The organism is Azospirillum sp. ST 5-10 (assembly GCF_051225715.1).
Lineage (GTDB): Bacteria > Pseudomonadota > Alphaproteobacteria > Azospirillales > Azospirillaceae > Azospirillum.
Genome location: NZ_JBPJSP010000037.1, coordinates 35,593 through 61,404, shown reverse-complemented (window position 1 = coordinate 61,404; position 25,812 = coordinate 35,593). Strand labels below are relative to the sequence as shown.

The 25,812-nt window shown below is 70.6% G+C and carries 19 protein-coding genes and 2 pseudogenes; 17 read left to right on the top strand and 4 right to left on the bottom strand.

Going from position 1 to position 25,812, the window contains the following annotated elements; translation table 11 throughout:
* The 9 genes and pseudogenes from ACSBPG_RS28015 to ACSBPG_RS27975 form a co-directional block, all read left to right on the top strand.
* Window positions 1-104, top strand: a pseudogene (locus ACSBPG_RS28015) (flagellar motor switch protein FliG); the annotation flags it as partial.
* 238 nt (window positions 105-342) lie between these two features.
* Window positions 343-3,606 carry a glycosyltransferase gene (locus ACSBPG_RS28010; protein WP_435540538.1) on the top strand — a complete coding sequence of 1,088 codons (3,264 nt, stop codon included), beginning with the start codon at window positions 343-345 and terminating at the stop codon, window positions 3,604-3,606.
* On the top strand, window positions 3,606-4,097 hold the full coding sequence (locus tag ACSBPG_RS28005; RefSeq protein WP_435540537.1) for a hypothetical protein: 492 nt from the start codon (window positions 3,606-3,608) through the stop codon (window positions 4,095-4,097). The genes ACSBPG_RS28010 and ACSBPG_RS28005 overlap by 1 nt, the downstream gene beginning before the upstream one ends.
* Before the next feature lie 134 nt (window positions 4,098-4,231).
* The gene (locus ACSBPG_RS28000) at window positions 4,232-5,128 is read left to right on the top strand and encodes a methyltransferase domain-containing protein (RefSeq protein ID WP_435540536.1); all 897 of its coding nucleotides are present in this window, start codon (window positions 4,232-4,234) and stop codon (window positions 5,126-5,128) included.
* Window position 5,129: 1 nt separating this feature from the next.
* Window positions 5,130-6,470, top strand: coding sequence for a hypothetical protein (locus ACSBPG_RS27995; protein ID WP_435540535.1), 1,341 nt, complete (start codon window positions 5,130-5,132; stop codon window positions 6,468-6,470).
* 15 nt (window positions 6,471-6,485) lie between these two features.
* Window positions 6,486-7,386: pseudogene (gene rfbA / locus ACSBPG_RS27990) on the top strand (glucose-1-phosphate thymidylyltransferase RfbA).
* A gap of 349 nt (window positions 7,387-7,735) precedes the next feature.
* Window positions 7,736-9,478, top strand: a complete 1,743-nt coding sequence (locus ACSBPG_RS27985) for a TonB-dependent receptor plug domain-containing protein (RefSeq protein ID WP_435540534.1) — start codon at window positions 7,736-7,738, stop codon at window positions 9,476-9,478.
* A 3-nt stretch (window positions 9,479-9,481) separates the two neighbouring features.
* Window positions 9,482-10,039, top strand: a complete 558-nt coding sequence (locus ACSBPG_RS27980) for a YfiR family protein (RefSeq protein ID WP_435540533.1) — start codon at window positions 9,482-9,484, stop codon at window positions 10,037-10,039.
* A gap of 10 nt (window positions 10,040-10,049) precedes the next feature.
* The gene (locus ACSBPG_RS27975) at window positions 10,050-12,239 is read left to right on the top strand and encodes a response regulator (RefSeq protein WP_435540532.1); all 2,190 of its coding nucleotides are present in this window, start codon (window positions 10,050-10,052) and stop codon (window positions 12,237-12,239) included.
* Between the two features lie 114 nt (window positions 12,240-12,353).
* Here the strand turns inward: ACSBPG_RS27975 and ACSBPG_RS27970 are convergent, their stop codons facing one another.
* The 4 genes from ACSBPG_RS27970 to ACSBPG_RS27955 all read right to left on the bottom strand — a co-directional run bounded on the left by ACSBPG_RS27970 (window position 12,354) and on the right by ACSBPG_RS27955 (window position 16,127).
* Window positions 12,354-14,168, bottom strand: coding sequence for a TRAP transporter permease (locus ACSBPG_RS27970; RefSeq protein ID WP_435540531.1), 1,815 nt, complete (start codon window positions 14,166-14,168; stop codon window positions 12,354-12,356).
* Window positions 14,169-14,280: 112 nt separating this feature from the next.
* A complete protein-coding gene (locus tag ACSBPG_RS27965; RefSeq protein WP_435540530.1) occupies window positions 14,281-15,249 on the bottom strand; it encodes a TAXI family TRAP transporter solute-binding subunit in 969 nt (322 codons plus the stop codon).
* Between the two features lie 117 nt (window positions 15,250-15,366).
* Window positions 15,367-15,771, bottom strand: a complete 405-nt coding sequence (locus ACSBPG_RS27960; RefSeq protein ID WP_435540529.1) for a HEPN domain-containing protein — start codon at window positions 15,769-15,771, stop codon at window positions 15,367-15,369.
* Entirely contained in the window at window positions 15,768-16,127 is a 360-nt protein-coding gene (locus ACSBPG_RS27955) for a nucleotidyltransferase domain-containing protein (RefSeq protein WP_435540528.1), read from the bottom strand. Before ACSBPG_RS27955 ends, ACSBPG_RS27960 begins: the two co-directional genes overlap by 4 nt.
* 213 nt (window positions 16,128-16,340) lie before the next feature.
* Here ACSBPG_RS27955 and ACSBPG_RS27950 point away from each other — a divergent pair, with 213 nt between their 5' ends.
* The 8 genes from ACSBPG_RS27950 to ACSBPG_RS27915 all read left to right on the top strand — a co-directional run bounded on the left by ACSBPG_RS27950 (window position 16,341) and on the right by ACSBPG_RS27915 (window position 25,790).
* Entirely contained in the window at window positions 16,341-17,279 is a 939-nt protein-coding gene (locus ACSBPG_RS27950) for a LysR family transcriptional regulator (protein ID WP_435540527.1), read from the top strand.
* A 148-nt stretch (window positions 17,280-17,427) separates the two neighbouring features.
* The gene (locus tag ACSBPG_RS27945) at window positions 17,428-17,916 is read left to right on the top strand and encodes a formate dehydrogenase subunit gamma (protein ID WP_435540526.1); all 489 of its coding nucleotides are present in this window, start codon (window positions 17,428-17,430) and stop codon (window positions 17,914-17,916) included.
* Window positions 17,913-19,475, top strand: coding sequence for a formate dehydrogenase beta subunit (locus ACSBPG_RS27940; protein ID WP_435540525.1), 1,563 nt, complete (start codon window positions 17,913-17,915; stop codon window positions 19,473-19,475). The genes ACSBPG_RS27945 and ACSBPG_RS27940 overlap by 4 nt, the downstream gene beginning before the upstream one ends.
* A gap of 17 nt (window positions 19,476-19,492) precedes the next feature.
* Window positions 19,493-22,318 (top strand): formate dehydrogenase subunit alpha, encoded by a 2,826-nt coding sequence (gene fdhF / locus ACSBPG_RS27935; RefSeq protein ID WP_435540524.1) that lies wholly within the window; start codon window positions 19,493-19,495, stop codon window positions 22,316-22,318.
* 9 nt (window positions 22,319-22,327) lie between these two features.
* On the top strand, window positions 22,328-23,107 hold the full coding sequence (gene fdhD / locus ACSBPG_RS27930; protein ID WP_435540523.1) for a formate dehydrogenase accessory sulfurtransferase FdhD: 780 nt from the start codon (window positions 22,328-22,330) through the stop codon (window positions 23,105-23,107).
* A gap of 23 nt (window positions 23,108-23,130) precedes the next feature.
* Window positions 23,131-23,346, top strand: a complete 216-nt coding sequence (locus tag ACSBPG_RS27925) for a formate dehydrogenase subunit delta (RefSeq protein ID WP_435540522.1) — start codon at window positions 23,131-23,133, stop codon at window positions 23,344-23,346.
* Between the two features lie 187 nt (window positions 23,347-23,533).
* Complete coding sequence (locus ACSBPG_RS27920) at window positions 23,534-25,066, top strand: helicase HerA domain-containing protein (RefSeq protein WP_435540521.1); 1,533 nt, start codon at window positions 23,534-23,536, stop codon at window positions 25,064-25,066.
* Window positions 25,041-25,790 (top strand): trypsin-like serine peptidase, encoded by a 750-nt coding sequence (locus ACSBPG_RS27915; protein WP_435540520.1) that lies wholly within the window; start codon window positions 25,041-25,043, stop codon window positions 25,788-25,790. The genes ACSBPG_RS27920 and ACSBPG_RS27915 overlap by 26 nt, the downstream gene beginning before the upstream one ends.
* Window positions 25,791-25,812: the final 22 nt, after the last annotated feature.

Below are 25,812 nucleotides of genomic sequence, written 5' to 3'. Positions count from 1 at the left end.
AGGTCGACGAGGCCCAGATGTACATGGTCCAGCTCGCCAAGGACCTCGCCGCGCGCGGCGAGATCGTCATCGCCGAGAGGGGTGAGATGGAATTCATCTACTGATCCGACGGCCGCCGCTTCGCGCCGCCTCCCGCAGCCCGCCAGCCCCGCCATCACGCTCGAGAGTCAGATGCCCAAACGGACCAGGTCAGTCACCACCACGGCAGTCCCGGGTAGCGGCGCTCCACCCACGGCGCGACGACGGCGCCCCTGCCCGGCCTCGAAGACATCCGTCGGCCGCTCGGAACTCGTATTCTTCACCATCGTCGCCAACAACTACTTCAGTTACGCCAAGACACTCATGGAGTCGGTCGCGTCGTCGCATCCCGACAGCGTCCGCTTCATCGTTCTCTGTGACCGCGTGTCGCCCACGACCAGCGCCATCGACGTACCCGCCACTATTGTGCCGGTCGAGGACCTCGGCCTGCCGGACGTCGAGGCCATGGCCTTCGTCTACAGCGTGATGGAATTTTCCACCGCCATCAAGCCGGCCTGCTTCCAGTGGTTGATGGAGCGCTTCGACGCCGGCGGATACGTCTATCTCGATCCGGACATCGTCGTGGTCGCCCCCCTGGTGGATGTTCGCGACGCCCTGTCGCGTGGCGCCGGCCTCGTTCTTACCCCGCACATCACGCGCCCGCTCCAGGACGGGCGGCAGCCGGACGATCTCACCATCATGAAGTCCGGCATCTACAATCTCGGCTTCATGGCCGCCGCCAAGACGCCGGAGACGCTTCTGTTCCTGGGCTGGTGGGCCGACCGCTGCCGACGCGACGCCGTGGTCGACGTCGCCGCCAACAAGTTCACCGATCAACGCTGGGTCGACCTCGCCCCGGCGTTCGTCGCCAGCACGGCCATCATCCACGATCCCGGATACAACATCGCCTATTGGAACCTGTCGCACCGCCCGGTCACGGACCGGAGCGGAACCTATCTCGTGAACGACCGCCCGGTCCGCTTCGTCCACTTCTCCGGCGTCGTGCCGAGCAACACCGGCGTCTTCTCCAAGCATCAGGACCGCTATGCCTCGCCGGACGACATCGGACCGTTGAGGACGCTGTTCCTCGACTATGTCGCCCGGCTGCACCGCAACGGCTGGGAGGCGACCACCGGGATCCCCTATGCCTTCGGATTCTTCGGCAACGGCCGCACCATCCATCCCTTCATGCGCCGGGTCTTCCGGCGCGCCGAGCAGAACGGGCTGCCTGCGGCCCTGCGGCAGCCTTTCACCCAGGGCGGCCGCCATTTCGACGAGGCCGCTCCGGAAACCGACGGCCCGGGCGGTCAGCCGATCACCCGCCTGATGCACGAACTCTGGCTGGCGCGCGACGATCTGCGGCGGACCTTCGCCATCGACACCGCAGCCGGACGCACCGACTATCTCGCCTGGTTCGTCGACGGCGGCGGCGGCGAGGCAGGCTTCGACGCAGAGTCCGTCGCCGCGGCACGCCGCCTCATGCAGACCGCGAAGCCCTCGGCGCCCGTCGTCGCTCCATGGCCCCGCCAGGGACGCGGCTGCATGATCGCGCCGACGACTGGGCTCGCCCGCTGGCTGGGAACCGCGGTTCCCATCAACGTGCCGACGGGCGGCGGCGGCGTCCACGTCCCGCGCTGGTTCGCCCTGCTGTGGGAACAACGGGACGACCTCCAGCGGAGCTTCCCCAACCAAACCGAGCAGGACCTCTATGCGTTCCTGACTTGGTGTCTCACCGAAGGCGTGCGTCAGGGCTGCGTCGACCTTGGCGTCACCCACGGCACGCTCGGCCCCTTTCTCGACAGCGTCGAGGACGATTTCGGCGGCGACGTGCCGTTGACGCGGCTGATGCGGATGATGGCGCCGCTGTACCCGTTTCCGGATCAGATCGAAGACTTTCCCCGGTGCCGTCACGCCCGGCTCAGGCTGGCCCTGTGGCTGTGCGGCACGATGGGCGAGGACTGCCGCTGGCCGGACCGCTTCACCCGGCGGCTTCGCGACTGGCTGTTCGCGGCGCGGCCGGAGAGGACCGGCGACGCCCCGCTCGACAATCTCCTGCTCGGCGTGTGGCAGTTGCGCCCCGACCTCCAGCGTGCCTTCGACGTCGACCGGCCGACGGGCCGCCGCCGGCTTCTGCAGTGGTTCATCCACAACGGGCTCCGGGAGATCGGCCTCGGCCCGGCCATGATCGCGCCCTGGCTCAAGGCCTTCCTGCGCCAGGAGGCGTCGCCGACCCTGGCGGCGGGTCTGTGCAACCTCCACCGGCTCCTCTGGTCCAGCCGTGCCGACCTCATGGCCAGCTTCCCGTACGACACGCCCGCAGGCGCCGAGGCCATGGTCGCATGGCTGGCCGATCTGCCGGCCGAGGAGGAGCATCTGAGGATCTGGGCCGATCTCCTGGAGCGGCCGCCGGCGACCGTCCGATGCAGCCCGCCCGCGCCCCTCCCGGACATCCTGCTCACCGGCTATCTCGCTTCGCCCTCCGGGCGCGGCGAGGACGTGCGGATGACGGCAAGGACCCTGCAGGCGGCGGGCATCCCCTTCGCCAGCCTGGATCGCGCCAGCGGTCGCCTCGTCACCGGCGACGGGCGCGAGGTGGCCGTGGACGGCCACACCGCCCGCATCAACGTGGTGCACATGAACGCCGACACCGCCCTCATGGACCACGCGTTCCTCCGCCGGGCGCGGATCAATGGAGAGTATCGGATCGGCTACTGGGCCTGGGAGCTTGCCAGGTTTCCGGCGGATTGGCTGGCCGCCTTCTCGTTCTACGACGAGATCTGGGCGTCGACCCGGTTCGCCTACAACGCCTTCAAGGAGCGGTCCCCCCGGCCGGTCCATCTGCTGCCCCTGGCGGTCGAGGTCCCGGCCGTCGACGAAACCCTGACGCGCCGGCATTTCGGTGTTCCCGACGACACCTTCCTGTTCTATTTCGGCTTCGACTATCTTTCCTTCGCCGCCCGCAAGAACCCGGACGCTGCGATCGCCGCATTCCGCCGCGCCTTTCCGAACGGCGACGAGCCGGTCACCCTCCTGGTGAAGAGCATCAACGCGGCGCACGCTCCCGACCGGGCCAACGCGCTGAGGCTGCTCGCCGGGCGTGACCCCCGCATCGTCCTGCGCGACGAGGAGTACAACTACCGCGAGCTGATGAGTCTCGTCGCTCTGAGCGACGCCTACGTCTCGCTGCACCGCTCGGAGGGCTTCGGTCGCGGTCCGGCCGAGGCGATGATGCTCGGCAAGCCCGTCGTCGTGACCGGCTATTCGGGGAACCTCGACTTTACCACGACGAAGACCGCTCTCCTCGCCAAGTACAAGCTGGTGCCCGTGCGACCTGGCGACTACCCCGGCCATCACGACCAGATGTGGGCCGAGGTGGACGTCCGACACGCCGCCACGCTCATGCGCAAGCTCGTCGAGGACCGGGCGTTCTGCCACAGGATCGCCGCGGCGGCGCAGCGCTTCATGCGCCGGACCTACGCGCCAGCCGCCCTGTCGCCACTCTATGCCGAACGCATCCGGCACATTCTGAAGATGATGGACGACCATGATGCGCCGCCCCTGAACGTCCAGCTCGAAGGAGTTCTGTGATGTACCTACCGCCAATCCAGGTGTTCCAGGCCTGCGTCAAGCTCGACCGGCAGGCGGAGACCGCGACCATGCCCATCGAAGTCCTCGGTCTGCTTCTGCAGGCCGCCGCCGCTGGCGTGGGCTTCGATGCGCAATGGTACCGGGCGATGAACGACGATGTCCGCCAAGCCATCGAATCCGGCAAGCTGGAGAGCGAGCTGCAGCATTTCGGCGAAGCCGGCTACTTCGAAGGGCGCCGCCTGTCGCCGCTCAACGTCGACGAGGACTGGTACAGCGGCACCTACGAGGACGTGGCGGAGGCGATCGCCAGCGGCAAGGTCGCCAATGCCCACAGCCACTACAACTCCGCCGGCTACCACGAAGGGCGCGCTCCCCATGCCGACGCCCGGCGCCTTGTCGACCGCTGGATGCACCTCGCCGCGACCATGAAGGGGGACGCCCCCGTGGACAAGGCGCGTGCCTCCTCCCGTCGAAACGTCATGACCGTCTGACGCCTCCGGGGCGGCCCCCGGCGCGCCCGGCCGTCCGAACGTCGCGCAGGCGGCGGCCGGGTTGCGGGAGAGGCCGCGCGGACGCTCTTCTGCGCCGGAGCAGGCCTGATCATGCGGGTTCCGAGGAGGACGATGTGAAGCTGATCCACGGTGATCGATCCCTGCTCGAAGCGCTCGAAGCGGATCCGGCGCTCGACGTGCAGGATGCGGAAGAATTCGAGCGTCGATACGACGACCTCAACGAGCGATTCCATTCCCATTTCTCGCCGGCCTCCCGCGCCGACGGCCGTGCGAACGCGGAGTTCCACAAGTGGCGCTACTGCCATATGTGCCGGGAGACGCTCTCTGGTACGGTCCTCGACCTGGGAAGCGACAAACCATTCCTGTCGTTCTTTCTGAGAAAGCTCAACAGGCGGGCCATCATCCACACGGTCAGCTTCGAAATTCCACAGACACCATATGACTTGTACAGCGTCGACATCGAGACCGACCCCCTGCCCTTCCGATCGGGGTCGGTCGATACCGTCCTCTTCGCCGAGGTCCTGGAGCATCTTTGGCGCGACCCCGCCCACGCGCTCTTCGAAATGAACCGGGTGCTGAGAATGAACGGTGAGCTTTATCTGACCACGCCAAATCCTTGCGAGATCCACGCCATAACCTGCATTCTCTGGCAGGCGAACCCGAACCAGCGCAGTCAGATTTTCCGCAACCTCGAATCCGGCCACCTGCATCTGTGGTCGTCGGCCGATCTGCGAAGGCTTCTTGAAAGCAGCGGGTTCACGGTGGACCTTCTCACCTCCTACGACGCCTATCGTTACACCGAACACCACGAGAAGGTCTGGGAGTTTGTGCGCAGCGTCTCCCCGCACACCGAGCTGATGGGCGAGTGTCTGCTCGCCCGCGCGTCGAAGACCGAGGCCCTGGCTGAGCCCCGCTATCCCAGGGAGATCTTTCCCGACGGCGAGGGCGTGCAGTTCGACGGCGCCCTCCGCAGCTTCGCCTTGCACAAACTGACCAGCGGCAAGTCCTGATATGCACGATCCGCAACCGACCCCGGTCGAGCGCCGCGCCACGGCCGGCGACCATCCCCTGGACCGTCTCTGCTTCGTCCACCTGCCCAAAAGCGCGGGCACCACCCTCCGCCACGCCGTCGAGAACCTCTTCGCACCCGCCGACGTTCTCCGCCTGGGCGACGGTCCCCACCATTACGCCGCGGCGATCGACTTCTCGCAGCGCCGCGCGCGCTGGTTCATCTCCGGCCACTTCCCCTTCTGCCTGGTCGACCGCCTGGAGGGACGGCCGACCACGCTGTTCGTGTCGCGCCATCCGGTCGAGCGGTTCTGCTCCACCTACTGGTACTGGCGCTCGCTGCCGCTGCCCAAGGCGCTGAGCGGGGCCACCCTGGAAATCTTCTGCCTGGCCCAGACCCTCGATCTCCCGTCCTTCATCGATGCCCTGCAGGACAGGCCGGATCTGCTGGCGGTGTCGCCCATCGGCGAAATTACCCGCGTCCTCGGACGGGTGTCGACCAATGGCCCGGGGATCGACCAAGGGACGGCCATCGCCAACCTCGAGCGGGCCAACTTCGTGTTCACGACCGGCAACGCCAACCGGGCGATCGGCCGGTTGCTGACGGAGCTCGGCCTGACCTTCGTCGGAGCGGTCCCAGCGCTGAACCGCACCCACCGCTACGAGGTTCCGGACGATATCCGCCGACGCCTCGAACGCCTGACGGAGGTGGACCACGAACTCCACCGGCGGGCGCTCCGGCTCGAGGCGGAATGGCTCGAAGGTACCGGCCGCCGACCCGCCCGCCCGCCGGCGATCGCGCATCGGCTGGACCCGGACGACCAGGCGTCCCTGCGGATCGCCGCCGACGAACGCTTTCTCGGCACGGGCGCGCTGCCGTGCGAGCGCAAGCGGTGCGATGGCGTCGACGTTCACTGGCGGCGCTTCATCGCCAGCGGCATGACGATCAATTTCGAAGTGACGCGCGCCGTCCGGCTGGCCCTGAGGATGCGCGTGCTGACCGCCATCTTCAGCAATCTCACCGACAACGTGAGCGCGACGGTGAACGGCACGGTGGCGGCGTGCCGCGCGTTCATCTTCGAAGGCGACGGCTATGTCTTCGTCGACGGCGGCGTGGTGACACCCGGCCACGTCAACCGATGCGAAATTCGCATCGACAGTCTGCTGCCGGAGCGGACGGGCCACGTAACCATCGGCTTCTCCCATATCGACTTCCTGTGCGGCGACGGCGACGCACCGGGCGACGTTGAGACCACGTTCCTGCGCGCCGCCCGGGCGGCGGAGCTGCGCGCGGTGTCCGGCACCGCTCCCGGAAGCACGCCGGTCGAACCGATCAGCGCGTGAAAATGGGGGGATGGCATGAGAGGCATCGTTCTCGCCGGCGGCGCGGGCACCCGCCTGCACCCGGTCACCCGCGCGGTGTCCAAGCAGTTGCTGCCGGTCTACGACAAACCGTTGGTCTATTACCCGCTGAGCACGCTGATGCTGGCCGGCATCCGCGACCTTCTCGTCATCACCACGCCGGACGACGCCCCGGGCTTTCAGCGCCTGCTCGGTGACGGCGGCCGCTGGGGCGTGTCGATCCGTTACGCCGTGCAGCCGCATCCCGACGGGTTGGCCCAGGCGTTCCTGATCGGCCGCGCCTTCATCGGCAATGGCCCCTGCGCTCTGGCCCTGGGCGACAACGTTCTCTTCGGCGACGGCCTGGCCCACCGGCTGCGCCGTGCAGCGGCGCGGCGGCGCAACGGTGTTCGCCCACCAGGTCGCCGACCCCGAGCGCTACGGCATCGTCGCCTTCGATGCCGATGGCCGGGCGATATCCATCGTGGAAAAGCCGCGGCGGCCCGGCTCGAACTGGGCGGTGACGGGCCTCTACTTCTATGACAACGACGTCGTGTCGATCGCCGCCGAGATCACGCCGAGCGCACGCGGCGAACTGGAGATCACCGACGTCAACGCCCGCTATCTGGAGCGCGGCGCCCTGCACGTCGAACGCCTGGGCCGCGGCTTCGCCTGGTTCGACACGGGCACGCACGAAAGCCTCGCCGAGGCGACGAGCTTCGTCCAGACGATCGAACGGCGGCAGGGCCAACGGATCGTCGTCCCGGAGGAGATCGCCTTTCACAACGGCTGGATCACCAGCGCCGAACTGGCCGCTCTCGGCCACGAACTGGGAAAGAGCGGCTACGGCCGCTATCTCCTGCGACTGGCCGGCGAGGCCGATGCGCCGCCCCGGTGCGGCGCGCTGGAACCGGCCTGACCCGCCCGCACCCGTCCCCCTCAACACCGACGCCCCCTGCGCCCTCGGGGCGCCGGGGCAGTCTCAAGACGAAAGGGGTAAATCGTCTGACGTTGCGCCTAACGGATCGCTGCCGTCATTGCTGCTATAACCACGAACAAGCGCCGCTCAAGGCGCAGGTGGGTTGGGGGCATGGATGTGCAGCGGAGGCGCCGGGACGGGCCGTGCATTGGCGTGGGACGAGCGGCGACGGGTCTGGCGGCTCGTCCCGTTCCTTTTGATCTTCGGAACCATTGACGCACGCGCCCAGTCGGTCGAAGATCTCTCGCGGCTCTCCATCGAAGAGTTGTCGACCCTTCAGGTCACCTCCGTGTCGAAACGCGCGGAGTCGATCAGCACCGCGCCGGCCGCGGTCTACGTCATCACCGCGGAGGACATCCGCCGCGCCGGTGCGCTCAGCGTGCCGCAGGCCCTGCGCCTGGCTCCCAATCTGGAGGTGGCGCAGCTCAACGCCTACAACCACGCGGTGGCGGCGCGTGGCTTCAACTCCCCGGAATCCTCCAACAAGCTGCTGGTCCTGGTCGACGGGCGCAGCGTCTATTCCCCGTTCGCCGCCACCGTGTTCTGGGAATCGGTCGACGTCCCCGTCGCCGACATCGACCGCATCGAGGTGATCAGCGGCCCGGGCGGCACCCTGTGGGGCGCCAACGCGGTGAACGGCGTCGTCAACATCATCACCAAGCCGGCCGCCGAGACCCAGGGCGTCCTCTTCGACGCCGCGGCGGGCAACGTGGAGCGTGCCGGCACCGCCCGCTTCGGCGGACGGATCGGCGACCTCGGCGCCTACCGGGTCTACGCCAGCGGCTTCCGCCACGACGACACCGACCCGGCGACCGCCGGCGACACGCTGACCGACGCATTCGACGGGACCCAGGCCGGCTTCCGCATGGATCTCGCCGACGACGGCGACGCCTACACGCTGCAGGGCGACGTCTACCGGCGCCACACCGACTATCTCGATACGGTCCTGCACGGCGGCAATCTGCTCGGCCGCTGGACACGCAGCTTCGGCAAGGGATCGACCCTGGAGGTCCAGACCTACTACGACCGCAAGGTGCGGGACTACGTCATCGCCACCGACGATCTCGAGACCTACGAGGTCCAGGTGCAGCACAACCGCACGCTGGGGGAGCGGCACGAGCTCGTGCTCGGGGCCGAATACCGGCGCTGGCACTCGCGCTTCTCCTCGCGGGTGGCGCTCGGATTCGCCGACCCGACCGCCACCCTGTCGGTCAGCAACGTCTTCGTCCAGGACACCGTCGCGCTGGCGCCGGACCTCCACCTCACCGCGGGTCTCAAGGCGGAGAGCAACAGCTACACCGGCCTCGACGCCATGCCGAACCTGCGCCTGGCTTGGCAGGTCGAGAAGGATCACGTGCTGTGGGCGGCGGTGTCGCGCGCCGTGCGCACGCCGTCGCGCATCGACCGCGAGCTGGAAGGCGGCGGTTTCCTGGTGCCCTCGTCCGAGTTCCGCACCGAGAAGCTGACCGCCTTCGAGATCGGCTACCGCGGCCGGCCCACCGCCGCGACGTCCCTCTCGGTGTCCGCCTTCTACAACCTTTACGACGATCTGCGGTCGCTGGGAGTCGCCCCCTCGGGGCAGTTGCGGTGGCAGAACGACCTGGAAGGGGAAACCTGGGGCGTGGAGGCCTGGGGCAGCGTCGACGTGACGTCGGCCTGGCGCCTGCGCGCCGGCGGCAACTGGCTGCGCAAGGACCTGCACGTGACGGGCGGCGCGGTCGACCTGTCCGAGGCGCAGGCGGCCGGCCAGGACCCGGACTACCAGGTGCAGTTGCGCTCCGAGCTGGATCTCGGCGCCGGCGTGCTGTTCGACGTCGGGCTGCGCCACGTCGGCCAGGTGTCGCCGTCGGAGGTGCCGAGCTACACCGCGCTCGACGCCCACCTGCTGTGGCAGCTGACGCCGTCCCTCACCGTCTCGCTGCACGGCTGGAACCTTCTCGACGAGGGCCATCTGGAGGTGATCGACCCCGGCACCAGCCCGCCACGCGACATCGGCCGTTCCATCTACGCGCGCATTCGTGCGGAATTCTGAACGATGCCCCGCCGCCGGAGGCTTCGTACGCGTCTGTGCATCCTGCTCGGCCTGGCGCCGGCGCTTGCCGGCGCCACCATGGCGGATGCGGACTCGCTCGAGCTGGCGGTCAAGGCGACCTATCTTTACAAGTTCGCGCCCTTCGTCGCATGGCCGGAGGCGGCGCTGGGAGGGCCGGACGCCCCGATCGCCGTGTGCATCGTCGGCCCCGACCCGTTCGGTTCGGTGATCGACCGGGCGGTCGCCGGACAGCGGCTGGGAGAGCGGCCGTTCGTCGTCCGACGGCCGGCGTCGGCCGCCGCCGCCGACGGCTGCCACGTCGCCTTCGTCGGGCACCGCGACCCGGGAGCGGTCGCCGCCGCCCTGCGGGGCCTGCGCGGCCGGCCGGTGCTGACCGTCACCGACCGGCAGGGCGCGCGGGAGGCCAAGGGGATCGTCAACTTCGTGATCGTCGACGGCCGCGTCCGCTTCGAGATCGACGGCCGGACGGCGGCCGAGAACGGCATCGCGATCAGCTCGAAGCTCCTGAGCCTCGCGGTGCCCGGACAGGATGGGGAGTGAGGGGACCGGGATGGCACGAGGCACCGACACGCCGCGCCTGTGGGGGCCTGTTCCGTTGGGGACGCTGGCCGTCGCCCTGTGCCTGCTGCTCGCCGGCGTCGCCATGGCGGTCGTCAACGAGCGCACCTACGAGGCCCAGAAGCAAGAGGAATTGCGGGTGCAGGCGCGCATCCTGGCGGCGACCCTGACGGCGGCCCTCGCCTTCGACGACCGCGCCGCCGCCCAGGAGTACGTCGACGCCCTGGCCGTCAACCCGGAGGTGCTGGAGACGGCGGTGTACACGACCCAGGGCGCCCTCTTCGTCTCCTACCGGCGGCCGCCCGCCCGTGCCGCGGTGGGAACCGCCCGGCCACTCCCCGCAGCGGACGAGGTCCTCGACGTGACCGCGCCGATCATCCAGGGCGACCTCCCCCTCGGCAGCGTGCTTCTGCGCGCCGTCAGGGAACCCTTCGTCAGCCGCCTGCACCGCTACGTCGGCATCGGCCTGCTGGTGACGATGGCCTCGCTGGTCGTCGTCGTCCTCGGCGCCGCCCATGCCGCCCTGTCGCGCGCCAACCTGGAACTGCAAGGCAAGGCTGCCGCCCTGGCGGAGGCCTATGAACGGCTGCGCACGGAATCGGGCGAACGCCGCAAGGCCGAGGACGCGCTGCGCCAGAGCCAGAAGATGGAGGCGATCGGCCAGCTGACGGGCGGGGTGGCGCACGACTTCAACAACCTGCTGCAGGTGATCGGCGGCAGCCTCGAGCTGCTGCGCCCGGCCCTTGCCGGCGACGGCGTGGCGACCGAACGGCTGGCCGGCGCCTGCGACGCGGTGATGCGCGGGGCGAAGCTGACCGCCCAGCTCCTCGCCTTCGCCCGGCGCCAGCCGCTGCAGCCCGGCGTCGTCAACCTCGGCCGCTTCGTGCGCGGCATGGACGAGCTGCTGCGCCGCGCGCTGGGGGAGGAGGTCGAATTGGAGACGGTGATCGGCGGCGGCCTGTGGAACACCCTGGTGGACCCGGCACAGGTGCAGAACGCCGTCCTTAACTTGGCGATCAACGCCCGCGACGCCATGCCGGATGGCGGCCGGCTGACCGTCGAGATCGGCAACGCGTTCCTCGACGACCATTACGCCGCGGCCCACAGCGACGTGGAACCCGGTCAGTACGTCGTGCTGGCGGTCACCGACACCGGCACGGGCATGCCGCCCGACGTGGTGGAGCGGGTGTTCGACCCGTTCTTCACCACCAAACCCGAAGGCAAGGGTACCGGCCTCGGCCTCAGCATGGTCTACGGGTTCGTCAAGCAGTCCGGCGGCCACGTCGCCGTCTACAGCGAGCCCGGCCACGGCACCACCATCAAGATCTACCTGCCCCGCACGCGCCAGGACGAGACCGTCGCCGCCGAAGCGCCGCTCGCACCGCCGAGCGGCGGCCACGAGACCATCCTGGTGGTGGAGGACGACGAACAGGTCCGCGCCACCGTGGTCGCCCTGCTCGGCGATCTCGGCTATCGCGTCCTCCAGGCCGGCGACGGGCAGAAGGGGCTGGCGGTCATCGAGGAGGGCACCGCCGTCGACCTGCTGTTCACCGACGTGGTGATGCCCGGACCGGTGCGCAGCACCGAGATGGCCCGGCGCGCCCAGGCGATCCTGCCCGACCTCGCCGTGCTCTTCACCTCCGGCTACACCGAGAACGCCATCGTCCATGGCGGACGCCTGGACGAGGGGATCACCTTGCTGGGCAAGCCCTACACCCGCGAAGCGCTGGCGCGGAAGATCCGGCAGGTGCTGGACGCCGCCCGGGCGAAGAACGCCCGCCCGCTCCCCGCCGACCCACCCGCCGCCCTGCCCGCCGCCCTGCCCGCCGCCCTGCCCGCCAAGGCCCGGCCGCTGCGCGTCCTGCTGGTCGAGGACGACGCGCTGATCCGCATGACGACCGGCGCCATGCTGTCGGCCATGGGGCACAGCGTGGCCGAGGCGGCCGACGCCGAAGCGGCCCTGGCCGTGCTGACCCGCGAGGCGGTGGACGTCCTGCTGACCGACGTCAACCTGCCCCGCCGGTCCGGCACCGACCTGGCGGCCGAGGCCCTGCGCCACGACGCCCACCTGCGCGTCGTCTTCGCCACCGGCCACGACCTGGCGCTGGAGGAACCGCTGTCCGGCGCCACGGTGCTGCGCAAACCCTACACGGAAGCCGAGCTGCGACGCGCGCTGGCCTAAAGCGGGATCACTCCAGGTGGCATCACCTGGAGTGATCCCGCTCCAAATTCAAATGTTTAGAGCAAGATCGCTTTTGGCCGGTCCGGCCAAAAGCGATCTTGCTCTAGCCGCGCCTCAGATTCCGAACAGGAACAGGATCGCCAGCCCGCCGGCGAAGGCCGCGACGCCGGCGACGGGATGGCGGGCGCCGCCGATGGCGGCGTAGCTGACCAGCACGGTGCCCGCCAGCACCTTGATCCCCGCCGCCACCGCCGCCGCCGGCGCGGCCGCCAGCAGCAGGAGCGACGGGTTGGCGACCATGGCGAGGGGAATGATGTAGAGGCCGATGCCGATGCGCATCGCCTGCACCGCCACCGACAGCCAGGGGGCGTCGGCGATGCCGGCGGCGACGAACACGGTGCCGCACACCGGCGGCGTGATGGTGCACAGCAGCGCGTACCAGAACACGAACATGTGCCCGTGCAGCTCCGGCAGGCCGAGCTCCACCAGGGCCGGACCGGCGACGGCGATGCAGATGAGGTAGGCGGCGGTGGTCGGCAGCTCCATGCCGAGCACCATGCAGGCCGCCGCCGTCAGCAGCAGCGCCACCCACAGCCGGTCGCCGGAGAGGCTGACGATCAGCGAGGTGACCTTGACCCCCAGGCCGGTGGCGTTGAACACGCCGACGATCACCCCGGCGCAGATCAGGATGGCGGCGATGAAGGCGATCTGCCGCGCCGCGTCCACCAGGGCGACCTGGACGCGCTCCCACCACAGCGCGGCGCTGAAGCGCAGGCGGCCGTCGAACCCCAGCAGGGCCGCGGTGATCGCGGCCGCGGCCAGCGCCGAGTAGGCCGGCGAATAGTCCAGCACCATCATCATGACGACGAGGATCGCCAGCGGCAGCAGGAAGAAGGGCGCCGCCAGGCCGACCTTGGCCCAGCCCGGCAGGTCCTCCTTCGGCACGCCGGAGAGCTTGTAGCGGATGGCGAAGAAGTGGATGCCGATCCACGAGGCGGCGAAGAACAGGATCGCCGGCAGCACCGCGGCGACGGCGACCTCGGTGTAGCGGATGCGCAGCAGCTCGGCCATGATGAAGGCGCCGGCCCCCATCACCGGCGGCATGATCTGTCCGCCGGTGGAGGCCACGGCCTCGGTCGCCGCGGCGAAGGCCGGCGGATAGCCCATGCGCTTCATCGCCGGGATGGTGATGGTGCCGACCGAGGCGACGTTGGCCGAGGCCGAGCCGGAGATGGTGCCGTAGAGCGCCGAGCCCAGGACCGCCACCTTGGCGGCGCCCGCCTTGAACCGCCCGGCGAGCTGGGTCGCCAGCGCCATGAAGCCGGTTCCCGCCTCGCCCGCCGAGACGAAGGCGCCGAGGATCAGGAACGGCACGATCAGGTCGATCGAGGTGCCCGTCATCAGCCCCCACAGCCCGCCTTCGGCAACCACCAGGTTGCCGAGGAAGTAGTCGAGCGGGATGCCGCCGTGCCCCAGGGTGCCCGGCAGGAGCTCGCCGAAGAATCCGTAGGCCAGCACCACCAGCGCCACCGCCGGCAGCACCGGCTGCACGGCGCGGCGCGCCATCTCCAGAACCACCAGGATCAGCACCACCGCCAGCGCGTACTGGAACAGGCTGCCGTCGAGCGAGCCGTACTGTTCGACGATGGCTTCACGGTTGACGATGATGAAGAGGCAGCCCAGCACGCCGCAGGCGCAGGCGGCGTAGCCCGCCAGCCGCGACACCCGCCCGCGCGCGGCGGCGAACACGAAGATCCAGGGCAGCGCGGCCAGGAGGTGCAGCGGCCGGCTGACCAGGTTGGGCACGAGGCCGGAGACGATCAGCCAGACGTGCACCCCCACGGTGCCGGCCGCGGCCGCCACCAGCAGCAGCTTTTCGAGGGAGGCGCGCCGCGGCAGCGCCGCGGGTGCTGCGGTGGTTTCGCTCATGACGGGATGCTTTTTTCTGAATGGAGATCGGTTGTGCCGGTCCCCCCTCCTGACCTCCCCCACTGCGCGGGGGGAGGTCAGGAGGGGGCCGAAGCGACGCGTCCGGGCCGGCCTACTGCAGCGCCGGGTCGATGGCGACGCCCGCTTCCTTGTAGTAGCGCAGCGCCCCGGGGTGGAGCTTGGTGGCCATCAGGTTCACCTGGTCCGGCGAGACCGCCTTCCACCACGGGTTCTTCCCGGCCATGGCGTCGCGCTTGGTCCAGAAGATCTTGGTGATCTGGTAGGCGGTGTCGTCGTCCATGGCGGTGGTGGTGAAGCCGCCGACCGGCACGCCGACGGTCTGCACGTCGCCTTCCAGCCCCTTGTAGGTGTCCTGCGCGATGGTCACCGGGCCGGACGCGGAATCGAGCGTCAGCACCGTGTCGAGCTGCGCCGGCGTGAGGGAGAGGATGCGGATCGGCGTGTTGGTCGCCAGCTCCGTCACGCCGGGCGTCGGGTGCGAGGAGCAGGTGGTGTAGCCCACCACCTTGCGGTTGCGCACCGCGTTGTCGGCGGAGGCGAGCTCGACGTCGACGATGTTGACCTTGCCCTCCATGCCCAGCGCCTTGAGGATGGCGGTGGTCCGCCCCTCGCAGAAGGTGCCCTTGCCGCCGCCGATGAAGTCCTTGCCTTCGAGCTGGGTGATGTCGGTGATCCCGGAGTCCGCGCGCACCACGAAGTGCACGGTGACCGGCGGCATGACGAACAGGGAGCGGATGCGGTCGTAGCCGCTCTCCCCCTCGAACGGCTTCTTGCCGGCGCGGGCGTTGGCCAGCAGGTTGGGCGGCGTGGTGAAGATGAAGTTGCCCGGCCGCTTGGCCGCTTCCTTGACGTTCTGGACGGAGCCCTGGCTCTCCTCGACCGTCGCCTGGATCTTGCCGTCGGTGGCGGCCTTCAGCGCCTCGCCGATCTGCACGACCATGACGTAGTAGGAGGACGACGAGGTCGCCGACTTCAGGGTCACTCGCTCCTGGGCGGCGGCGGGACCGGCGGCCGACAGCGACAGCGCGGCGAGGGCCGCCGCGAACAAAAGTTTCTTCATGGGGACTCCATCCTCCCGGATCGATGCCGTGGAAGCGTTCTGGTTGGTTGTTCCGGACGATAGGGGGGCGGCGGCGGCGCTGTCAATTCATGGGGTCGGTCCACGAACGCCGGTACGTCAGGGGCCGTGCGCAGCCCCCCGAGGATCGCCGCCCAGCCGCATTTGCACGGCGGCAAGCAGGTCCCCGGCGCCGGTCACGACGGCGGCCACCCGGTCCCCGTCGGGAGCAGCCACGTCGTAGTCAGCAAGATTGCGAAGCTGGTGACAGCGGTTCAGCAAGCGCCCGTGATCGGCCGGCATGCGGCCGGACTGGACCAAGTGGCGCCCGAAAAGGCCGATGACCGTGGCGTGCGTCTTCGCCAGCTCGTGCAGTGCCCCTTCATGGACCAGAGCGGCCCGTGCGGCGTTGAAGCCGCCGTAGTAGGCCCGGTTCACGGCACCGTCGAGATCGCCATGGGCCAGAAACAGTTCTGCGGACTCGAGTGCCCGGACCGCTTTGGCAAGGAGCTCCGCCGACGTCACAGCCGCAGACCTTCGGCGGCTATGCGCCGCGTCAGGTGGGGCATCGGATGGGCATCGGGTTCTTCGAGGCTGCCCTCTTCGATGGAAAGCGGCTGAATCAGAAGGCCGTGGTCGAGCAGGACGTCGTATGCGTCGTCGGCCATCGCCAGCGCCTCGCCGACCACGTCCTCGATGGGTGACGCCAGGATCACCGCCACGTCGAGATCGTTGTCCCGCCGATGATCGCGCCGCGCCCGACTGCCGTACACCGCCAGCCCACGCAAGCGGTCGACATAGCGGTGGCGCATCCGCTTGGCGAACGCCGCCAGCGCGCATTGCTCCGCTTCGCTCAGATCGGAAGCTCTGGATGTCGGCATGCCTTTGGCTCCTTCGGACCATGACTATGGCACGGGGCCGACGCGCTGCCAAACCTGGCGCGTCCGGTGGAGCCCGCCCGCCCCGGCTTCGGGAAACGCGTGGCGGAGCGACGCGGTCCGTTCCGTGATCCCGTCCCGTCGTTTTCCTGCACAAGCATGCAGGGATTCCGTATCCTGTCCTCCCGCACGCAGCCCGTCGGGAGGAATCCCCCGTTGTTCCGCAAGTTCGTCTACCTCCTGGCGCTGGCCCGCGAAGGGCATTTCGGACGGGCGGCCGAGGCGTGCCACGTCTCGCAGCCGACGCTCTCCAACGCCATCCGCCAGCTCGAGGAGGACCTGCAGGTCCCCATCGTCGAGCGCGGGCAAAAGTTCGCCGGCTTCACCCCGGAGGGCCGCAAGGTGCTGGAGTACGCCCGGCGCATCGTCGCCGAGCGCGACGGGCTGCGCCAGGAGCTCGTCGCCATGGCCGAGGGCGTGTCGGGCAACCTGCGCATCGCCGCCATCCCGACCGCGCTGCCGGCCGTGCCGCACCTGCTGGCCAGCTTCGCCGAGCGCTACCCGGCGACCCGCGCCGCCATCCGTTCCACCAGCTCGCGCGAGATCCAGCGCGACCTCGACGCCTTCGAACTGGACGCCGCCGTCACCTATCTCGACAACGAGCCGCTGAAGCACGTGCGCACCGTACCGCTCTATTCCGAGCGCTACCTGCTGCTGACCCGGCGCGAGGACGTCGCTCCCGAGACCCGCACCATCACCTGGGGCGAGACGGCGCAGCGGCGGCTGTGCCTGCTCACCCCCGACATGCAGAACCGGCGCATCGCCGACGCCGCCTTCCGCATGGCCGACAGGACGGTCAAGCCGACGGTCGAGACCAACTCCATCAGCACCCTCTACACGCTGGCCCTGACGGGGGTCGGCGCCAGCGTCGTACCGAGCCAGCTGCTGACCCAGATGCCCAGGCACCGCGAGCTGGTGGCGCTCCCGCTCACCGAGCCGGACCTGACCTACGCCGTCGGCCTCGTCTACGCCGACCGCGATCCGCCGGCACCGCTCGCCAAGGCGCTCGCCAACGTGGCGGCGGACAGCACGGTGGGCCAGCGCCTGAGCGCCACCCTGGCGGAGACGCTGGCGGCCTGGGACGCGGCACGATAGCGAAACCCTATGACGCCATCCGAAAATGAAATTTGCGGACCTGCCGATCATCCCGCAGGCTGACCGTCATCACCCATGACGACCCGGCGCCCGCCGGGCTTCAGCCAAGGACATCGGCCGCACCACGCAGGCGGCCGGGGGAGGGATCGTGAACGGTCGAGCACCCTGGGACGCGGAGCGCGCCCGCACCATCGTCGAGAACCACAAGAGCCTGCGGGGCGCCCTGCTGCCGATCCTGCACGCGCTGCAGGAGGAGTTCGGCTGCATCGACGAGGAGGCCGTTCCGCTGCTCGCCGGCGCGCTGAACCTGTCGCGCGCCGACGTGCACGGGGTGGTGTCCTTCTATCACGAGTTCCGCCGCACCCGGCCCGGCCGCCACACCATCAAGGTGTGCCGCGCCGAGGCCTGCCAGTCGATGGGCTGCGACGGCCTGATCGACCACATCAAGGCGAAGCTGAAGGTCGACTTCCACGGCACCACCGACGACGACGCCTTTACCCTGGAGCCGGTGTTCTGCCTCGGCAACTGCGCCCTGTCGCCGGCGGTGATGATCGACGACAGGCTCTACGGCCGCGTCGACGCCCGCCGCTTCGACGCGCTGACCGGCGCCCTGCGCCAGACGGAGTGCGTGCAATGAGCGCCCCCGTCACCGTGTACGTCCCGCGCGACGCCGCGGCCCTGTCGGTCGGCGCCGACGAGGTGGCCGCCGCCGTCGCCGCCGAGGCGCACCGCCGGGGCGCCGACGTGCGCATCGTCCGCAACGGCTCGCGCGGCATGCTGTGGCTGGAGCCGCTGGTCGAGGTGGCTCTCGCGCAGGGCCGCGTCGCCTACGGACCCGTCGCGCCGGAGGACGTCCCTGCCCTGTTCGACGCCGGCTTCCTCATGGGCGGCGACCATCCGCTCGGCCACGGCCCGACCGAGGAGATCCCCTACTTCAAGAACCAGGAGCGCCTGACCTTCGCGCGCTGCGGCATCATCGACCCCGTGTCGGTCGAGGACTACCGCGCCCACGGCGGCTTCGCCGGGCTGGAGAAGGCGCTGGCCATGACGCCGGCGGAGATCGTCGCCGCGGTCACCGAGTCCGGCCTGCGCGGCCGCGGCGGCGCCGGCTTCCCCACCGGCATCAAGTGGAACACGGTGCTGAACGCCAAGGCGGACCAGAAATACGTCTGCTGCAACGCCGACGAGGGCGACAGCGGCACCTTCGCCGACCGCATGATCATGGAAGGCGACCCGTTCTGCCTGATCGAGGGCATGACGATCGCCGCACTCGCCGTGGAGGCCACCCACGGCATGATCTACATCCGCTCCGAATACCCCCACGCCGTCGCCACCATGAACGAGGCGATCGCCCACGCCTACGAGCAGGGCTGGCTCGGCGAGAACATCCACGGCACGACCCACACCTTCCACCTGGAGACCCGGACGGGTGCCGGCGCCTACATCTGCGGCGAGGAGACCTCCATGCTGGAAAGCCTGGAGGGCAAGCGCGGCGTGGTCCGCGCCAAGCCGCCGCTGCCGGCGCTGGAGGGCCTGTTCGGCAAGCCGACCGTGGTCAACAACGTGCTGTCGCTGACCTCGGTGCCGGTGATCCTCGACAAGGGGGCCGCCTACTACCGCGACTTCGGGGTGGGGCGCTCGCGCGGCACGCTGGCCTTCCAGCTCGCCGGCAACATCCGCCGCGGCGGCATCGTCGAGAAGGCGTTCGGCGTCTCCCTGCGCACGCTGCTGGAGGAGTTCGGCGGCGGCACCATCAGCGGCCGGCCGATCCGCGCGGTGCAGGCCGGCGGCCCGCTCGGCGCCTACCTGCCGTCCCACCTGTTCGACCTGCCCAAGGACTACGAGGCGTTCGCCGCGGTCGAGGCGATGGTCGGCCACGGCGGCATCGTCGTCTTCGACGACACCGTCGACATGGCCCGGCAGGCCCGCTTCGCCATGGAGTTCTGCGTCGCCGAGAGCTGCGGCAAGTGCACCCCCTGCCGCGTCGGCTCGATCCGCGGCGTCGAGACCATCGACCGCATCATCGCCGGCCAGCAGGTCGAGCGGAACCTCGCCATCCTGAACGACCTCTGCGAGGTCATGACCGACGGCTCGCTGTGCGCCATGGGCGGCATGACGCCGATCCCCGTGCGCAGCGCGCTCAAGCATTTCCCCGAGGACTTCGCCCGCGGCCCCGCCGCCATGGCGGCCGAGTGACCGGAGAGGACCCGATCATGACGATGATCCACGAGATCGACTACGGCACCCCCGCCCGCACGTCCGAAACCATGGTCACGCTGGAGATCGACGGCCGCAGCGTCACCGTCCCGGAAGGCACCTCGGTGATGCGCGCGGCGGCGGAGGCCGGGATCACCGTGCCCAAGCTGTGCGCCACCGACCATCTCGAGGCCTTCGGCTCGTGCCGCCTGTGCATGGTCGAGATCGAGGGCCGCCGCGGCACCCCGGCGTCCTGCACCACCCCGGTGGCGCCGGGGATGAAGGTGGCGACCCAGAACGAGCGCCTCGCCCGCCTGCGCAAGGGGGTGATGGAGCTCTACATCTCCGACCACCCGCTGGACTGCCTGACCTGCGCCGCCAACGGCGACTGCGAGCTGCAGGACATGGCCGGTGCGGTGGGGCTGCGCGAGGTGCGCTACGGCTACGACGGCGCCAACCACCTGAAGAAGCAGAAGGACGAGAGCAACCCCTACTTCACCTTCGACCCGTCGAAGTGCATCGTCTGCTCGCGCTGCGTGCGCGCCTGCTCCGAGGTGCAGGGGACCTTCGCGCTGACCATCGACGGCCGCGGCTTCGCCTCCATGGTGTCGCCGGGTGCCCGCGAGTCCTTCATGGGCTCCGAATGCGTGTCCTGCGGCGCCTGCGTCCAGTCCTGCCCGACCGCGACGCTGATCGAGAAGTCGGTCGTCCAGCACGGCCAGCCCGAGCACAGCGTCATCACCACCTGCGCCTATTGCGGCGTCGGCTGCTCCTTCAAGGCGGAGATGCAGGGCACCACCGTGGTGCGCATGACCCCCCACAAGGACGGCGGCGCCAACGAGGGCCATTCCTGCGTCAAGGGCCGCTTCGCCTGGGGCTACGCCACCCACAAGGACCGCGTCATGCACCCGATGGTGCGCGAGAGCACCAGCGACCCGTGGCGGGTCGTGTCGTGGGAGGAGGCGATCGCCACCGCGGCGCGGCGCCTCAAGGCGGTGCAGGAGACGTACGGCCGGCACGCCATCGGCGGCATCACCTCGTCGCGTTGCACGAACGAGGAGGTGTACGTCGTCCAGAAGATGATCCGCGCCGCCTTCGGCACCAACAACGTCGACACGTGCGCGCGCGTCTGCCACTCCCCGACCGGCTACGGCCTCAAGCAGACCTTCGGCACCTCGGCCGGCACCCAGGACTTCCGCTCGATCGACAAGACCGACGTCATCCTGGTGATCGGCGCCAACCCGACCGACGGGCACCCGGTGTTCGGCTCGCGCATGAAGAAGCGCATCCGCGCCGGCGCCAAGCTGATCGTCGCCGACCCCCGGCGCATCGACCTGGTGCGCAGCCCGCACGTCCAGGCCGCCCACCACCTGCAGCTCCGCCCCGGCAGCAACGTGGCGCTGCTCAACGCCATGGCCCACGTGATCGTCACCGAAGGGCTGGTGAACCGCCCGTTCGTCGCCGAGCGTTGCGAGGCGGACGAGTTCGCCCGGTGGGAGTCCTTCATCGCCGAACCGCGCAACAGCCCGGAGATCGCCGAGGCGTCGACCGGCGTGCCGGCCGCCGAGATCCGCGCCGCCGCCCGCCTCTACGCCACCGGCGGCAACGCCGCCATCTATTACGGCCTCGGCGTCACCGAGCACACCCAGGGCTCGACCACCGTCATGGCCATGGCGAACCTCGCCATGGCGACCGGCAACATCGGCCGCGAGGGTGTCGGCGTGAACCCGCTGCGCGGGCAGAACAACGTGCAGGGCTCGTGCGACATGGGCTCCTTCCCGCACGAGCTGCCGGGCTACCGCCACGTCTCCGACAGCGCCGTGCGGGCGCAGTTCGAGGCGGCCTGGGGCGCCCCCATCGATCCCGAGCCGGGCCTGCGCATCCCCAACATGTTCGACGCCGCCATCGGCGGCACCTTCAAGGGCATGTTCGTCCAGGGCGAGGACATCGCCCAGTCCGACCCCAACACCCAGCACGTCTCGGCGGCGCTGTCGTCGCTGGAATGCCTGGTCGTCCAAGACCTCTTCCTCAACGAGACGGCGGCCTTCGCCCACGTCTTCTTCCCCGGCACCTCGTTCCTGGAGAAGGACGGCACCTTCACCAACGCCGAGCGGCGCATCAACCGCGTGCGGCCGGTGATGCCGGAGAAGACCGGCAAGGCGGAATGGCGGGTGGTCGCCGAGCTGGCGTCGGCGCTGGGATATCCCATGCACTACGACACGGCGTCGGAGATCATGGACGAGATCGCCCGCCTCACGCCCACCTTCGCCGGCGTCAGCTTCAAGCGGCTGGACGAGGAAGGCAGCCTGCAATGGCCGGTGACCGACGCCGCCCCGCACGGCACGCCGATCATGCACGCCAACGGCTTCGTGCGCGGCAAGGGCCGCTTCATGATCACCGAGTACATCGCCACCGAGGAGCGGCCGTCGCGCGACTACCCGCTGATCCTCACCACGGGCCGCATCCTCAGCCACTACAACGTCGGCGCCCAGACCCGGCGCACCGCCAACGTCGCCTGGCACCCCGAGGACATCCTGGAGATCAACGCCCACGACGCCGAGCAGCGGGGCATCCGCGACGGCGACCTGGTGTCGGTGGGGAGCCGCGTCGGCGCCACCACCCTGCGGGCGCAGATCTCCGACCGCATGCCGCCGGGGGTCGTCTACACCACCTTCCACCATCCGGTGACCGGCGCCAACGTGGTGACCACGGACGCCTCGGACTGGGCGACCAACTGCCCGGAATACAAGGTGACCGCGGTGCAGATCCGCCTCAGCAACCAGCCGACCGACTGGGCGCAGCGCCACGCGCCGATCGTCAAGGTCGGCGTCGCCGCGGAGTAGGAGGACGTGATGCCCTGCGGGAGCGCCGCGGCGACCGGCTCGGTCGCCGTCACCGGCACCGGCCACGCCGGAGCGGTGACCTGGATGATCGCCGAGGAGACCCCGGTGGCGTTCGAGTACAACGGGCGCTCCCACGCGGTGATGATGGCCACCCCGGCCGACCTCGAGGACTTCGCGCTGGGGTTCTCGCTGTGCGAGGGCATCGTCGCCGCCCCCGGGGACATCGAGCGGGTGACGGTGCGCCGCACCCACGGCGGCATCGTCCTCGACATCCGCGCCGACGCCATGCGGCTGATGAGCGGGTCCCTGCGCAAGCGCTCGATGGAGGGCCGCAGCGGCTGCGGCCTGTGCGGCGTCGAGAGCCTCGCCAACGCGGTGCGGACGCCGCGCCGGGTGCCGCCCGGCGTCGCGCCCTCGCCGCCGGCGGTGGCCGCCGCCTTCGCCGCCCTCAAGGACCACCAGCCGATGACGCGGGCCAACCGGTCGGTCCACGCCGCCGCCTGGTGCGACCCCGACGGCGGCATCCGCCTCGCCCGCGAGGACGTCGGCCGCCACAACGCGCTCGACAAGCTGGCCGGCGCCCTGGCCGGTGCCGGGATCGACCCGTCCGCCGGCTTCGTCGTCATGTCCAGCCGCTGCAGCTTCGAGCTGGTGCAGAAGGCGGCGACGCTCGGCGTGCCGCTGCTCGCCACCCTGTCAGCGCCCACCGCGCTGGCGCTCGAGCTGGCGCACGCGGCCGGCATGACCCTGGCCGCCCGCGCCCCCGGCGACGGCGTGATCCTCTTCTGACCCGACCCTGACGGAGCCTCGCGATGCACGACAAGGACCTGATCCGCATGGCGAACCAGATCGCCGGCTATTTCGCCTCCTACCCCCACGAGCACGCGGTGGCCGAGACCGTCGCCCACATCCGCGACTTCTGGGAACCACGCATGCGCCGCCACCTGCTGGAGCACATCGAGGCCGGCGGCCACGGCCTGCACGACCTGGTGCTGAAGGGGGCGGAGCGGCTGCGGGCGCCGGCGTGAGGTTGCCGCATCGTACCCCCACCCAAACCCTCCCCCACTGACGCGGGGGAGGGCTTTCTCCTCCCCCCGCGAAGTGGGGGGAGGCCGGGAGGGGGGTACAACCCGACCACTTGCCCCAGCCATCCGACTCCCCCTCCCGCCTCTCCTGCGTTATAGGGGGGAGCGTACGGGGCAACGGGAGCCGTGGATGAAGGTCGGCATCGACATGGGGACGACCGGGGCGGGCGCTCCGGCAGCGCTCGACCTGGAGGAGCTGCTGGCGACCCGCCTGCTGGTGCAGGGCAACTCCGGCTCGGGCAAGTCGCACCTGCTGCGCCGGCTGGTGGAGCAGAGCGCACCCTGGGTGCAGCAGGCGATCCTCGATCCCGAGGGCGACTTCGTCACCCTGGCCGAGCGCTTCGGCCACGTGGTGGTGGACGCCGCCGACCACAGCGAGGCGGCGCTGCAGCGCATCGCCGCCCGGGTGCGCCAGCACCGGGTGTCGGTGGTGCTGAACCTGGAGGGGCTCGACGTCGAGGCGCAGATGCGCCACGCCGCCGCCTTCCTGGGCGGGCTGTTCGACGCCGACCGCGACGTCTGGTACCCGATGCTGGTCGTCGTCGACGAGGCGCAGCTGTTCGCCCCGGCGGCGGCCGGCGAGGTGTCGGACGAGGCGCGCAAGCTGTCGCTCGGCGCCATGACCAACCTGATGTGCCGCGGCCGCAAGCGCGGGCTGGCCGGCATCATCGCCACCCAGCGCCTGGCGAAGCTCGCCAAGAACGTCGCCGCCGAGGCCTCCAACTTCCTGATGGGGCGCACCTTCCTCGACATCGACATGGCCCGCGCCGCCGACCTGCTGGGCATGGAGCGCCGCCAAGCCGAGATGTTCCGCGACCTGGAGCGCGGCCACTTCGTGGCCCTCGGCCCGGCCCTGTCGCGCCGCCCCCTGCCGATCCGCATCGGTGCGGTGGAGACCGCCGGGCGCACCGGCAGCCCGCGCCTGATGCCGCTGCCGGACACCCCGCCCGAGGACGCCCACGGGCTGATCTTCGCCGCCGCCGAGCCCGAGCCGTCCGCCTTCCCGCCCCCGGTGCGCCGGCCGCCTCCGGCGCCGCCGCCCTCGACCGCCGACATCCTCGCCCAGCTCGCCCAGGCGCGCCCGGCGGCGGCGCCGCCGCCGGAGGAGGAGCCCAGCGAGGCGGAGCTGGCCGAGCGGGAGGCGGTCCTCGACACGATCCTGCGCGAGGTGATGGCGGAGCCCGAGGCCGCCTACCGCTCGGTCGCCGTGCTCTACCAGGACTTCCTGGTGCGCTGCCGCATCCGCGCCGTCGCCGGCAAGCCGCCGGACCTGCCGGCCTTCCGCCGCCGCCTCGCCGCGGCGCGCGCCGGGGTGGCCGGCGGCACGGCCGAGGCGCCGGAGTGGGACAGGGCGCTGGCCGTCGCCGCCGACCTGCCGGAGGACCTGCACGGCCTGTACCTGCTGCTCGCCCGCGCCGCCCTCGAGGCGGCCCCCTGCCCGTCGGACGCCGCCGTGGCGCGGGCGTGCGGCAGCCGCTCGCCGGGCCGGGCGCGGCGCCTGCTCGACTACCTGGAGCAGCGCGGCGTCATCGTCCTGCGCACCCAGCACGGCGGCGGCCGCATCGTCGCCCTGCCCGGCCTCGGCTGGGAAACCGCGCCGGGCGATCCCGCCGCCCCCGAGCGCGAGCCGCCCGGCGATGACGACCTGTTCGCCGTGGCGTAGCGCCGGCGCGGCGCTGGCGCTGCTGGCCGGCCTCGCCGCGGCGCCGGCCGGCGCCGCCACCGCCGACCCGCTGCTGCCGGGCGTCGCCGCCGACGACCATCGCGTGCCGGTGGACGTCGGCGCCCCGCCCTGGTCGGCGGTGGCGCGGGTGCAGACCAACCTCGGCGGGCGCTGCAGCGGCGCCCTGGTGGCGCCGGACCGCGTGCTGACCGCCGCCCACTGCCTCTTCAACCCGCGCACCCGCCGCCTGTTCGAGGCGTCGTCGCTGCACGTGCTGTTCGGCTACGACCGCGGCGCCTACCGCGTCCACCGCACCGTGGAGCGGTACGACGTCGGCCCCGCCTACGACGGCAGCCAGCCGATGGCGACCCTCGCGGCGGACTGGGCCGTGCTGACCCTGGCGCCCGGCCCGCCGACGGGGGCCACCCCGCTGCCCGTCGCCGACGAGCCGCCGGCCGCGGGGACAGCGCTGGCGCTCGCCGGATTCAGCCAGGACCGCGCCCACCGGCTGATGGCCGACCGCCGGTGCCGGGCGCTGCCCTCGCCGGACGTCCTCCTGCGGCACGACTGCTCCGCCTCGCGCGGCGCCAGCGGCGGGCCGCTGCTACGCGCCGACGGCACGGGCTGGGCGGTGGTGGGCGTCAGCGTCGCCGTGTCGACGGCAGCCGACCGGCCCAACCTCGCGGTGCCGGCGTCCGCGTTCCGCCCGGCGCTGCCCCGCTGACGGCGACTGGCCTATCGGCCTA